General features: G+C 63.4%; 12 protein-coding genes. 8 read left to right on the top strand and 4 right to left on the bottom strand.

Annotated elements, in window-relative coordinates:
- The first annotated feature begins 277 nt into the window (after positions 1-277).
- Positions 278-763: a protein-export chaperone SecB gene (gene secB / locus GPL20_RS22210; RefSeq protein WP_157331627.1), complete on the top strand. Its 486-nt coding sequence runs from the start codon at positions 278-280 to the stop codon at positions 761-763.
- On the opposite strand, the gene dnaQ is transcribed toward secB, so the two are convergent.
- The 4 genes from dnaQ to GPL20_RS22190 form a co-directional block, all read right to left on the bottom strand.
- Positions 760-1,476 (bottom strand): DNA polymerase III subunit epsilon, encoded by a 717-nt coding sequence (dnaQ, locus tag GPL20_RS22205; RefSeq protein WP_157331626.1) that lies wholly within the window; start codon positions 1,474-1,476, stop codon positions 760-762. The genes secB and dnaQ overlap by 4 nt on opposite strands.
- A gap of 28 nt (positions 1,477-1,504) precedes the next feature.
- Complete coding sequence (gene coaE / locus GPL20_RS22200; RefSeq protein ID WP_157331625.1) at positions 1,505-2,104, bottom strand: dephospho-CoA kinase; 600 nt, start codon at positions 2,102-2,104, stop codon at positions 1,505-1,507.
- Between the two features lie 118 nt (positions 2,105-2,222).
- Entirely contained in the window at positions 2,223-2,831 is a 609-nt protein-coding gene (locus tag GPL20_RS22195) for a Maf family nucleotide pyrophosphatase (protein WP_157331624.1), read from the bottom strand.
- A gap of 8 nt (positions 2,832-2,839) precedes the next feature.
- Positions 2,840-3,679, bottom strand: a complete 840-nt coding sequence (locus tag GPL20_RS22190) for a pyruvate, water dikinase regulatory protein (protein WP_254125923.1) — start codon at positions 3,677-3,679, stop codon at positions 2,840-2,842.
- A gap of 519 nt (positions 3,680-4,198) precedes the next feature.
- Here GPL20_RS22190 and hemJ point away from each other — a divergent pair.
- From hemJ to GPL20_RS22150, 7 genes are all read left to right on the top strand, one after another.
- Entirely contained in the window at positions 4,199-4,621 is a 423-nt protein-coding gene (gene hemJ, locus GPL20_RS22185) for a protoporphyrinogen oxidase HemJ (RefSeq protein WP_157331623.1), read from the top strand.
- Between the two features lie 247 nt (positions 4,622-4,868).
- The gene (gene rho, locus GPL20_RS22180; protein ID WP_128930505.1) at positions 4,869-6,134 is read left to right on the top strand and encodes a transcription termination factor Rho; all 1,266 of its coding nucleotides are present in this window, start codon (positions 4,869-4,871) and stop codon (positions 6,132-6,134) included.
- A gap of 318 nt (positions 6,135-6,452) precedes the next feature.
- Complete coding sequence (gene mnmE, locus GPL20_RS22175) at positions 6,453-7,799, top strand: tRNA uridine-5-carboxymethylaminomethyl(34) synthesis GTPase MnmE (protein WP_157331622.1); 1,347 nt, start codon at positions 6,453-6,455, stop codon at positions 7,797-7,799.
- Between the two features lie 515 nt (positions 7,800-8,314).
- Entirely contained in the window at positions 8,315-10,195 is a 1,881-nt protein-coding gene (gene mnmG / locus GPL20_RS22165; protein ID WP_157331620.1) for a tRNA uridine-5-carboxymethylaminomethyl(34) synthesis enzyme MnmG, read from the top strand.
- Between the two features lie 109 nt (positions 10,196-10,304).
- The gene (gene rsmG, locus GPL20_RS22160; protein ID WP_373568270.1) at positions 10,305-10,976 is read left to right on the top strand and encodes a 16S rRNA (guanine(527)-N(7))-methyltransferase RsmG; all 672 of its coding nucleotides are present in this window, start codon (positions 10,305-10,307) and stop codon (positions 10,974-10,976) included.
- A 30-nt stretch (positions 10,977-11,006) separates the two neighbouring features.
- Positions 11,007-11,891 (top strand): ParA family protein, encoded by an 885-nt coding sequence (locus GPL20_RS22155; protein ID WP_157331618.1) that lies wholly within the window; start codon positions 11,007-11,009, stop codon positions 11,889-11,891.
- A gap of 135 nt (positions 11,892-12,026) precedes the next feature.
- Positions 12,027-12,914 carry a ParB/RepB/Spo0J family partition protein gene (locus GPL20_RS22150; RefSeq protein ID WP_157331617.1) on the top strand — a complete coding sequence of 296 codons (888 nt, stop codon included), beginning with the start codon at positions 12,027-12,029 and terminating at the stop codon, positions 12,912-12,914.
- Positions 12,915-12,970: the final 56 nt, after the last annotated feature.

Genomic DNA, 12,970 nt, shown 5'->3' with positions numbered 1-12,970 from the left:
GGATGTAGGCACGAAATCTGGCCCGGCCAATGGCGCCTTTTGGCACAGCGTGGAGTGTAGCGCGTTTTATGCTTAAGGGGAAACCCGAACCTGACGGGAAATCGCGCATCTTCAATCATTTAAGGCACAATTTCGCGAAAAGGTCGGGGTGAACGTCACAGTTGTGGGCGCGGTCTGGAAACCCCCATCCGGGACCGTTCGTCCTTGTGGAGTGAGGCGGCCCTATGTTAGCCAACCGCCGCGAAATTCAGCCCAAATCGGGTAAGGAGAGACTTTCATGACCAACGGTAACGGCACCCCTCCCGAGGCGGCCCAGGCTCCCCAGCTCAACGTACTGGCGCAATACACCAAGGATCTCTCGTTCGAAAATCCGAATGCGCCGGGCTCGCTCCAGCCCCAGAGCCAGCAGCCCCAGATCAACATCCAGATCAACGTCGGCGCCAACAACCTCAGCGAACAGGAATTCGAGGTGACGCTGTCGGTCGAAGGCAAGGCCGAGACCGCGGGCAAGGTGATGTTCTCGTTCGAGCTCGCCTATGCCGGCGTGTTCCGGATCGTCAATGTGCCGAAGGAGAACCTGCATCCGCTGGTCATGATCGAATGCCCGCGCCTGCTGTTCCCGTTCGCGCGTGAGATCATCGCGACTGCCGTGCGCGACGGCGGGTTCCCGCCCCTGATGCTGGATCCGGTCGACTTCGTCGGTCTCTATCGCCAGAACATGGAGCGGCAAATGGCCGCTCAGGGCCAGGCCGGTCAGGCCTAACCGGCCGCCACGGCTGCTGGAGCGGGCAGGAACTCGTTCCAGATCGCCTTGTCGCCGAGCGTTGCGATGAAGGCCCGGTGGGCCTCGCGCTCGGCGTCCGAAATCCGCGGCGCGAGCGGCACCGGCCGCTGCCGCCGCGGTGCATCTCCGGTCGCATTGACGCGGATCTCCTCGGCCTCCGACGCCAGCAGCAGCTGCGACTGCCGCGCCCCGACCAGATCGACATAGACTTCGGCGAGCAGCTCGGCGTCGAGCAGCGCGCCGTGTTTGGTGCGGTGCGAATTGTCGATCGCATAGCGCGAACAGAGATCGTCGAGACGGTTCGACACGCCTGGATGCTTGCGCCGGGCCAGCAGCAGCGTATCGACCAGCCGCTCGCGCGGGACCGCGGCGCGCTTGATCCGGTCGAGCTCGGCATTGATGAAGCTGATGTCGAACGAGGCGTTATGGATCACCAGCGGCGCATCGCCGATGAACTCCAGAAAATCGTCGACGACCTCGTGGAACAGCGGCTTGGTCGACAAGAATTCGGCCGACAGCCCATGCACCGCGAACGCTTCCGCCGGCATATCCCTCTCTGGATTGATATAGACGTGATACGTCTGTCCCGTCGGCATGCGGTTGAAGATCTCTACGCAGCCGATTTCGACCAGACGATCGCCCCGGAGGGGATCGAGGCCAGTGGTTTCAGTGTCGAGAACGATTTCGCGCATGCTTCAGGACGCCGTGTCAATCGGCGAATCAGGCTCGCCGCTGCGGCATCTTAACGACCTCGGCCAGGATGTGCGCGATTTGCGCCCGCACCGGCTCAAGTCCGTGCGACGTATCCACCACGAAATCGGCGCGCTGGCGCTTTTCCGCATCCGGCGTCTGCTTGGCGATGATGGCGTCGAGCTTCGCCTCGTCCATCGTGCCCCGCGCCAGCACGCGCTCGCGCTGGAGTTCCGGCGAGGTCGAGACCACGACCACGGCGTCGACCCGCTTCTCGCCGCCGGTCTCGAACAACAGCGGAATGTCCAGCACCACGACCGGCGCGCCGGCCGCTTCTGCATCGGAAAAGAATTTTTGACGTGAGGCGCCGAGCATCGGATGGACGATCTGCTCGAGCTGCTTGATGGCGGCGGGATCATGCACCACGCGCGCGGACAGTTTCGGCCGGTCGACCTTGCCGTTCGCGGTGGTGCCGGGAAAGGCGGCCTCGATGGCGGGAGCTGCCTCGCCTTCATATAATTGATGGACGGCGGCATCGGCGTCGTAGACGGGCACGCCGGCCTCCGCGAACAATTTCGCGGTGGTCGATTTGCCCATCCCGATCGAGCCGGTCAGTCCAAGGATCCGCATCAGCGCCCAGCCATATCTCTAAAGCGCGATGAGATCGGGTCGAGTCGCATCGCGCTTTAGCTCTTTGTTTGCGCATGATCTCTTCGGAAAACCGCTTCACACTTTTCCGGATCATGCTCTAGTCCGCAACTAGCCCCTCGCGCCGCAGGAACGCAAGCAGCGGCAGCAGCGGCAGGCCGAGAATGGTGAAATGGTCGCCCTCGATGCGCTCGAACAGATGCACGCCGAGGCCTTCAAGCTGATAGGCGCCGACGCTGCCGGTCACGGCATCGCCGGCGGCATCGAGATAGGCCGAAAGTCCCGCCTCGCTCATCGCCCGCATGGTCATGCGTGCCACGGAAACATCTTCGAAGACGATCTCGCCATCGCGCGCCACGGCCACTGCGGAATTCAGCTCGTGGCTCTTGCCGGCGAGATCGCGCAATTGCGCCAGCGCCTGGGTGCGGCCCGCGGGCTTGTTGAAGAGACGATTCCCGAGAGCCAGCGTCTGGTCGGCACCGATCACGTGGCTTCCTGGACGATTGGCCGAGACTGCCTTGGCTTTTTCCCGGGCCAGCAGCAGGGCAATCTCGCGCGGATTTGAGAGGCTTGAGGCGGCCTGAATGCCGCGCTCGTCAATGTCGGCCGTAACAGCCTCGAATGCGAGCCCGGCATTGGCCAGCAGCATTTTGCGCGCACCGCTTTGCGAAGCCAGGATCAACGGAGATGTGCCGCGCCATAAACCCATCGCCAGGACTATTCCGAGGGCCGGTTACGTTGACGGTCGGTGTAGAGCTTCATGATCGCCGCGGCGGTCTCCTCGATCGAGCGCCGGGTGACGTCGAGCAGCGGCCAGTCGTGCTTGGCACTCAGCTTGCGGGCGAAGGCGACTTCGTCGGCGACCGCCTGCCGGTCGGTGTAGGTGTCGCTGCTGGAATTGGCGCCCATGGTGAGCAGGCGGTTCTGGCGCACCTGGATCAGGCGCTCCGGCGTCGCATGCAGGCTCACCACCAGCGGCCGCGTCAGTGTCTCGAGCTGCGTCGGCACCGGAATGCCAGGCACCAGCGGCACATTGGCGGTACGGATGCCGCGATTGGCGAGATAAATCGACGTCGGCGTCTTGGAGGTGCGGGATACGCCGACAAGCACCACGTCGGCATCGTCGAGGCCTTCGACATGCTGGCCGTCGTCGTGGATCATCGTGTAGTTCAGCGCGTCGATGCGCTTGAAATATTCAGCATTGAGGACGTGCTGGGCGCCGACGCGGCCTGTGGTCGCGGCACCGAGATAGGCCTCGAACAGCTGCATCACCGGGCCGATGATCGACAGGCTCGGAACGTTGATCCCCTTGCACTTGTCCTCGAGCCGCGAGACCAGATCCTTCTCCAGCAGCGTGAACAGCACGATCCCCGGCGCTTCCTCGATCTCGTCGAGCACGCGATCGAGCTGCTTCTGGCTGCGCACCAGCGGATAGACATGCTCGACCGGGGTGACGTTCGCGTACTGCGCGGCGACGGCACGTGCGACCGTGATCAGGGTCTCGCCGGTGGAGTCCGAGACGAGGTGCAGATGGAAATAATTGTTCGAGGTCGGCACAAAAACTCTTTTGATTTCGATGGGGCGGTTTGTGGATTTCTGTGGAGCTTAACCCCTCGGAAAGGGATGTGCGACACCAGGGGCGGGACAACGGCCAATTTTCTTCACACCGCTGCCCGTCAGAACAAGTCCGGCGCCCCTTCGCGACGGAAACGGGATTGCGCGGACAACTCCCTTGATAAGCTGCGGGCAGGCGCGCGCAAGCCCTTGAGCATGGGAGACTTATCCGAGCAGGCCGGACCGGAGCAGGATATGTTGATGGATGTGAACAAGCCGGCGTGAAGCGGCGGACGGCATTGCGTGAGTCCAATCCACGGTCACAAAGACTCAAACCTTAAGATTCTAAAATTTTTAGGTTTAGAAGAGCCGAGCACGCGGATATGTGTGCGCCCAGATCTATGAATGAATTCTTACCGGGCACGTTTCATCCACTGTTCGGTGAGCAGGAGCGTTTTCGGGCGAAGCGGATACCGGTCCGCATCAGGAAAACGCGTCGAAATTGGAATGGAGACTGCCGGCATGTACGAGTGGATCAAGGCGCTGCACGTGATCGCCGTCATCTCCTGGATGGCGGGCATGCTCTATCTGCCGCGGCTGTTCGTCTATCACTGCGAGGCCGAGATCGGCTCGAAGCAGTCGGAAACGTTCAAGGTCATGGAGCGCCGGCTGCTCAAGGCGATCATCAACCCCGCCATGATGGTCACCTGGTTCGCCGGGCTCTATCTCGCATGGTCAGGCCATTGGTTCGCATCGCCCTGGTTGCACGTAAAACTGGCATTGGTCCTGGCGATGTCTGCGGTCCACGGCTTTTTTTCCCGCTGGCTGAAGGATTTCGCCGCCGACCGGCGCCCACGGAGCCAGAAATTCTATCGGATTATCAATGAGGTGCCGACTGTCCTGATGATTTTCATCGTCATCATGGTGATCGTGAAGCCGCTCTAGGCAAGGATCGCGACGAATCGCTCAGCGCTTCGGCTTGCGGAGCAGGAAGCGATTTTCTATATTATCCGTATCCCACCCAACGCAGGCGGATGTGGTTGTGTCCGAGCTTTTTGAAGGCCGGACACCGCATCAGGTTTGAAGCCTCACCCGGCACTCACCTTGCCAGACCTGCGGACCTTACCTTCTCACGTCCGCATTTCAGAGCCTCCTCGCACCCCTCCCAAGGTTACCCCACAGGACCACCCCAATGCGGGAAATTAAACTCCAGGACCTCAAGTCGAAAACTCCGGCCGAGCTCGTCTCGTTCGCGGAGGAGAATGGGGTCGAGAATGCCAGCACCATGCGCAAGCAGGAGCTGCTGTTCGCCATCCTCAAGCAGCTCTCGCTCGCTGAGACCGACATTGTCGGCGAGGGCGTCGTCGAGGTGCTCTCCGACGGTTTCGGCTTCCTTCGCTCGCCCGATGCGAATTATCTGCCGGGCCCGGACGATATCTACGTTTCGCCGTCGCAGATCCGCCGCTTCGGACTGCGCACCGGCGATACCATCGAAGGCCACATCCGCAGCCCGAAAGAGGGCGAACGCTATTTCGCGCTGCTGAAGGTCAACACGCTCAATTTCGAGGATCCGGAAAAGGCCAAGCACAAGGTCAATTTCGACAACCTGACGCCGCTGTTTCCGAATCAGCGCTTCCGGATGGAGATCGACGATCCGACGCGGAAAGACCTGTCTGCACGCGTGATCGACATCGTCGCTCCGATCGGCAAGGGCCAGCGCGCGCTGATCGTCGCGCCGCCGCGCACCGGTAAGACCGTGCTGATGCAGAACATCGCGCATTCGATCACGGCGAATCATCCGGATTGCTATCTGATCGTGCTTCTGATCGACGAGCGTCCGGAGGAAGTCACGGACATGCAGCGCTCGGTGAAGGGCGAGGTCGTGTCCTCGACCTTCGACGAGCCGGCCGTGCGTCACGTCCAGGTCGCCGAGATGGTGATCGAGAAGGCGAAGCGCCTGGTTGAGCATGGCCGCGATGTCGTGATCCTGCTCGATTCGATCACGCGCCTCGGCCGCGCCTACAACACCGTGGTGCCGTCATCCGGCAAGGTGCTGACCGGCGGCGTCGACGCCAACGCGCTCCAGCGCCCGAAGCGCTTCTTCGGTGCCGCCCGCAACATCGAGGAGGGCGGCTCGCTGACCATCATCGCGACCGCGCTGGTCGATACCGGCAGCCGCATGGACGAAGTCATCTTCGAAGAGTTCAAGGGCACCGGTAACTCCGAACTGATCCTCGACCGCAAGGTCTCGGACAAGCGGACCTTCCCGGCGATCGACATCTCGCGCTCCGGCACCCGCAAGGAGGAGCTCATCACCGATCCGCAGGTGCTCAAGAAGATGTACGTGCTCCGCCGCATCCTCAATCCGATGGGCACCATGGACGCGATCGACTTCCTGCTCGACAAGCTGCGCTCGACCAAGAGCAATTCGGAGTTCTTCGATTCGATGAACACCTGAGTGCGGTGCAGCACGGAATCAAAAGGGCGCCTCCGGGCGCCCTTTTTTGTGCGGTCATGTTGCAGCGAAAGTGCAGCATGGGCGGCTGGCCGGTCCGGGCTGGGATTTCTAGGAAGTTGTTGATCGATATCAATAATATTTGACTAGGGCTGAATCTATCGACCTCAGCTCAGGGGTATTTTGCAGCAGAAGTGCTGTGTTCATGTTGCGATGCAACAAAGAGGTTATTTGCTGCAACGTAGGCTGCAGCAAAATCACGCTTTCCCGTCGGTCAAGAACGGACGTTTGCCTTTTGGCCTCCACCCGGACAAATAGGCCATGCATCCGCGAGACCAGACCATCTTTGCGCTGTCGTCCGGCCGGCCGCCGAGTGCGCTCGCCGTGGTGCGGGTCTCCGGGCCGCAGGCCAGCCTCGTGCTGACGGCCCTAGCGGGCAAGCTGCCGGCGCCACGGCAGGCCAGTCGCCGGCTTCTCCGCGCCGGTGCAGACCAGCCCATCGATGACGCCGTCGTGCTCTGGTTTCCCGGGCCGGGAAGCGCGACCGGCGAGGACGTCGCGGAATTCCACGTCCATGGCGGCCGCGCGGTGCTGTCCGCGCTCCTCGCCGCTATTTCTGATATTCCTAATATGCGGGCGGCCGAGCCGGGCGAGTTCACGCGGCGCGCGTTCGAGAACGGCAAGCTCGATCTCACCGAGGCCGAGGGCCTCGACGATCTCATTCACGCCGACACCGACCGCCAGCGCCGCCAGGCGCTGCGCCAGTTGCAGGGTCTGCTCGGCGATCGTGCACGCGACTGGCGCGAGCGCATCATCGAGGCTTCGGCGTTGATCGAGGCCGGCATCGATTTTTCCGACGAGGGCGATGTGCCCGCGGAGTTAATGGCGCCGGCGGTCAAGGCGATCAGGGCCTTGCACGGTGAAATCACAGAAGTCCTTGCGGCACAGGGACATGCTGAACGTCTGCGCGACGGCCTCGTGGTTGCGGTCGCAGGCGAGCCGAATGTCGGCAAGTCGACGCTGATCAACCAGCTCGCGCGCCGCGACGTCGCGATCGTATCGCCGCACGCCGGCACCACGCGCGACGTGATCGAGGTACAGCTCGATCTCGACGGCTATCCCGTGACGGTGATCGATACGGCCGGCATCCGCGAGACCGATGATCCGGTCGAGCAGGAAGGCGTGCGCCGTGCGCGGGCGCGGGCCGAGGATGCCGACCTCGTGCTGTGGCTGGTGGAGGGATCGCCCGCCGTCGACGTGACGGGGTCGCCGTGGACATCCGGCGACGGAAGCGGTCGGGCTGGCGGCTCGGTCTGGGTCGTCCGCAACAAGATCGATCTTGGCGGGGGCGGAGGTGCCCGCGGCGAGTTCGGGATCTCGGCGAGCCGAGGTGACGGCATTCCCGAGCTGGTCGATGCCTTGGTGAAATTCGCGGCTGAGTACTTTGGAACCAGCGAGGGCGCCGTGGTGACTCGGGCGCGTCAACGGGATTTGTTGCGCCGCGCGTCGGACAGCTTGCGCCGGAGCCTCGAGCTTGTAGAAGAGGGCGAAGAGCTGGCTGCCGAGGAATTGCGCGCCGCCGCCTATGCCCTGGGCCGGCTGCTGGGCCGGGTGGATGTCGAGGACGTCCTTGGGGCCATTTTCCAGAAATTCTGCATCGGCAAGTAGCGCTAGTTCTTCATTGTAGAACTAGCGCTTGTTCCACTTCTTGCGTTTCACGTGAAACGGCTTAGGCCTGTTTCACGTGAAACATTCGTGGAATGGAACTCTAAGAACAGCGGAATCAATCCCGACGTTTGACCTCTCGGGGCGCATGGTTTGGGACCAGTCAGGTCGGGCCGCAATCCCGGTCATTGCGAGAAGCTCTTGCGACGAAGCAATCCAGACTGTCTCCCAGGAGGGATTCTGGATTGCTTCGCTGCGCTCGCAATGATGGGTGTTTGGGGGTCCGTCGATTCCCGATCATGGTCAGTCCGGACGTTGCGCTCCCCTGACGTTGTTTCACGTGAAACACGCACCTGATTTCTCTTCGTCGAAATGCCAGCCGGCATAAAGCCTTTCCTACTGTGCATGGGGTTGTTTCGCGAAAATCGGAGGAGACGTAGCGGCCCCGTTTCACGTGAACGACCGTCTCACCCAGTTTCTACTTCCGGCTTTCATACCTCTGAGCTAGAAGTCCGTTCATGCGAACAGAGCGAGCAAGCTTCGACGTCATCGTGATTGGCGGCGGCCACGCCGGCTGTGAGGCCGCGGCTGCGGCTGCACGGATGGGCGCGGTGACCGCTCTGGTGACGCACCGGTTCTCCACCGTCGGCGCGATGTCCTGCAACCCCGCCATCGGTGGCCTCGGCAAGGGCCATCTGGTTCGCGAGGTCGATGCCCTCGATGGTCTGATGGGGCGGGTCGGCGATGCCGGCGGCATCCAGTTTCGCGTTCTCAACCGACGTAAGGGTCCCGCGGTCCGGGGTCCCCGGGCTCAGGCGGACCGGAAGCTCTATGCGGCTGCGATGCAGACCGCGATCCGGGAGACCGAAGGCCTTTCCGTCATCGAAGGGGAGGCCGATGAGCTGGTCGTCGCAGATGGCCGGGTCACCGGTCTGCGCCTGGCCGACGGCCGGGAGTTCGCGGCCGGGGCGATCGTCATCACCACCGGCACGTTCCTTCGAGGTTTGATCCACCTCGGGGAGAAGAACTGGCCCGCCGGCCGCGTCGGTGAGGCGCCGGCGATGGGTCTTTCGAGTTCCTTCGAGCGCGCCGGGTTCACCCTTGGACGGCTCAAGACCGGCACGCCGCCCCGTCTGGACGGCACCACGATCGACTGGTCCGCGGTCGAGATGCAGCCCGGAGACGAGCCGCCGGAGCCGTTCTCGGTGATGACCGAGCGGATCACGACTCCGCAGATCCAGTGCGGGATCACCCGGACCACGGCCGCCACCCACGAGGTGATCCGGGCCAATGTTCACCGGTCCCCGATGTATTCCGGCCAGATCAAGAGCTCCGGACCGCGCTATTGCCCCTCGATCGAGGACAAGATCGTCCGTTTCGGCGATCGCGACGGCCATCAGATCTTCCTGGAGCCGGAAGGGCTCGACGACAGCACGGTCTATCCCAACGGCATCTCGACCTCGCTGCCGGAGGAGGTCCAGCTCGCGATTCTCGCCAGCATCCCCGGCCTTGAGCGGGTGAAGATGGTCCGGCCGGGCTATGCCATCGAATACGACCACATCGATCCCCGGGAGCTCGACCCCACCCTCCAGACCAAGCGCCTGCGCGGCCTGTTCCTGGCCGGGCAGATCAATGGCACCACCGGATACGAAGAGGCGGCCGGGCAGGGCATCGTGGCTGGCCTGAACGCCGCGCTGGCCGCGAGCGGCGCAGCCCTGACCGTGCTCGATCGCGCGGACGGGTATCTCGGTGTGATGATCGACGACCTCGTCACCCGCGGGATCAGTGAGCCCTATCGGATGTTCACCTCCAGGGCCGAGTACCGGCTGACGCTGCGGGCCGACAATGCCGATCAGCGTCTGACCGAGAAGGGGATTGCGCTCGGCTGCGTCGGGAGCGCCCGGACGCAGCATCACCGCGCCAAGATGGACGCGCTCAATGCCGCCCGGACGCTTTCGAAGTCGCTGACCATCACCCCGAACGAGGCGACCAAGCACGGGCTGTCCCTGAACCGGGACGGCCAGCGCCGATCGGCCTTCGAGCTGATGGCCTATCCTGACATCGGCTGGAGCCAGGTCCGTGCGATCTGGCCGGAGCTGTCGGCGATCGATCCCGCCATCGCCACCCATCTCGAGATCGACGCCAAGTACGACGTCTATCTGGAGCGCCAGAGCGCCGACGTCGAAGCCTTCCGGCGGGACGAGGGGATGGTGCTGTCGGAGGTCGACTACCAGCAGGTCCCTGGTCTTTCCAACGAGGTCCGAGCCAAGCTGGAGAAGGCGCGGCCGTTCACGGTTGGTCAGGCCGGCCGGATCGATGGGATGACGCCGGCGGCGCTCGGCATCCTTGCGGCCTACCTCCGGCGCGAGGCACGGAAGACCTCGAAGGCGATCGCATAGGTTTCACGTGAAACAGCGCGGGCCGGGCGGCGGCAGATCTTCATCGCGACGGTCCGAGGCGGGTGAGGGGGCTGGCGGTCGAACCGGACCGGCCCCGGCTGGTCCGAAGATCGGCAAGGCCAATGCGAACGACCCATCGCTTGACGCCATCATCGCCGCCGACAAGACCGCAGCGCTCAAGCTCGCGCCCGTTTCACGTGAAACCGAGGATCGCCTCGACCGGTACATCGCGCTGCTCCGGGAGTGGCAGGCCAAGACCAATCTGGTGGCGCCCTCGACCTTGCCGCATCTCTGGACCCGCCATATCGCCGACTCGCTTCAGCTCGTCGATCTCGCGCCGACGGCAAGACGCTGGGCCGACCTTGGCAGCGGCGGCGGTTTTCCTGGCGTGGTCCTCGCCTGCGCCTTGGCCGGGACGCCTGGCGCGAATGTCCATCTCGTCGAGCGAATCGCCAAGAAGGCGGCCTTTTTGCGTGAAGCGATCCGCGTCACCACATCTCCGGGGGTCGTACATCTCGCTGAGATCGGGGATAATGTGGATAGAATCACCGGTCCCGTCGATTGCGTCACCGCGCGCGCACTGGCTCCGCTACATCAACTCATCGGCTTTGCGGAGCCGCTCATGCGCCAGGGCGCAAGAGCGCTATTTCCGAAGGGTCAAGATGTAGAGGCCGAATTGACCGAAGCCGCTAAATATTGGAATATTCAGCCGAAGCTCCATCGAAGCCGCACGGGTGACGGCTGGATCGTGGAGCTGACGTCCGTCGAACGGCGCGGATGAGCCGTCCAAGGGGTTGAGTGGGGAATTTCGATGAGCGTGATTGACGAACCGCCGCAAGAACAGACCGCCCAGGAACAGACCGCCCAAGAACAGGCCGCTGAGGTCCCGCATGGCCACCCGCGCATCCTGGCGCTGGCGAATCAGAAGGGCGGCGTGGGAAAAACAACCACAGCGATCAATCTCGGCACGGCGCTCGCAGCGATCGGCGAGCGCGTCCTGATCGTCGATCTCGACCCGCAGGGCAACGCCTCCACCGGTCTCGGCATCGATCGCCGCAATCGTTCCTGCTCGACCTATGACGTGCTGGTCGGCGAAGCTCCCTTGCGCGAGGCCGTGGTCTCGACCGCGGTGCCGCGGCTGCACATCGCGCCCTCGACCATGGATCTCTCCGGCCTCGAGCTCGAGCTCGGCACCACGCCCGGCCGCGCCTTCAAGCTGCGCGATGCGATCGCTTCGCTGAACAACAACGTCTCGCCGGACGCCGACTACACCTACGTGCTGATCGACTGCCCGCCTTCGCTCAATTTGCTCACGGTGAATGCGATGGCGGCGTCCGATGCGATCCTGGTGCCGCTCCAATGCGAGTTCTTCGCGCTCGAAGGTCTGTCGCAATTGCTGCAGACGGTGGAGCAGGTGCGCTCGACACTCAATCCGAACCTGTCGATCCACGGCATCGTGCTGACCATGTTCGACTCGCGCAACAACCTCTCGAACCAGGTCGTCGCCGACGTCCGGCAGTTCATGGGCGAGAAGGTCTACAAGACCATGATCCCGCGCAATGTGCGCATCTCGGAGGCGCCGTCCTACGGCAAGCCGGTGCTAGTCTACGATCTCAAATGCGTCGGCAGCGAAGCGTATTTGCGGCTCGCCACCGAAGTGATCCAGCGCGAACGCGAGCTGCGCACGACGCATTGACCGTGACGTAGGGTGGGTTAGGGCGTCTTCGCGCCCCACCATCTTCCGCATACAACTGGTGGGCACGCTTCGCTTTGCCCACCCTACGACAATTCAGTTCTGGAGTGCTGCACCGTGAATCCAAGGGAGCTGGCGATGGCCGACGAAGCGCGTTCGCGACTGGGCCGGGGTCTTGCGAGTTTGATCGGCGATGTCGGCGGTGAGGCTCAGCACGTCGATCGTCCGCGCGCGCAGCGCAAGGTACCGATCGAGTTCATCAAGCCCAATCCGCGCAATCCGCGCCGCACCTTTTCGGAGGTCGAGCTCAAGGAGCTCTCCGACTCCATCAGACAGCATGGTGTGATCCAGCCGATCGTGGTGCGTCCGGTGAAGGGCGCGCAGGATCGCTACGAGATCATCGCCGGCGAGCGGCGCTGGCGCGCCTCGCAAATGGCCGGCCTGCACGAGGTGCCGATCGTCCCGGTCGACATCAGCGACAGCGATGCGCTGGAGTTCGCGATCATCGAGAACGTGCAGCGCGAAGACCTCAACCCGATGGAAGAGGCGCAGGGTTATCACGCGCTTGCCAACGAGTTCAAACGCAGCCAGGACGACATCGCAAAAGTCGTCGGCAAGAGCCGCAGCCACGTTGCGAACATGATGCGCCTGACGAAGCTGCCGGCCGAGGTGCAAGCCTTCATCGCGACTGGCGAGCTGACGGCTGGCCACGCCCGTGCGCTGATTGGCGTGCCCGATCCGCTGGCGGCCGCCAAACGCATCGTCGCGGAAGGCCTCAACGTCCGTCAGGCCGAAGCGCTCGCGCATGAAGAGGGCGTGCCGGAGCGCAAGCCGCAGAAGGCGCGCAGCAGCGGGGGCAAGGAAAAGGACCCCGACACGATCGATCTGGAAAAGCGCGTCAGCGACGCGCTCGGCCTCAAGGTCACCGTCAACCACCGCGATCCCGGCGGCTCGGTGCAGATCAACTACCGCAACCTCGATCAGCTCGACGAGGTGATGAAGCGGCTGGCCAAGGGCGTGCTGTAGGTACACCGGTTCTCTATCACCGTCACCCCCGCGCAACGGCGAAGCCGTTGTCGCTG

The sequence above is a fragment of the Bradyrhizobium cajani genome (assembly GCF_009759665.1).
In the GTDB taxonomy this organism is placed as follows: domain Bacteria; phylum Pseudomonadota; class Alphaproteobacteria; order Rhizobiales; family Xanthobacteraceae; genus Bradyrhizobium; species Bradyrhizobium cajani.
This window is presented reverse-complemented; position numbering and strand designations above follow the sequence as displayed.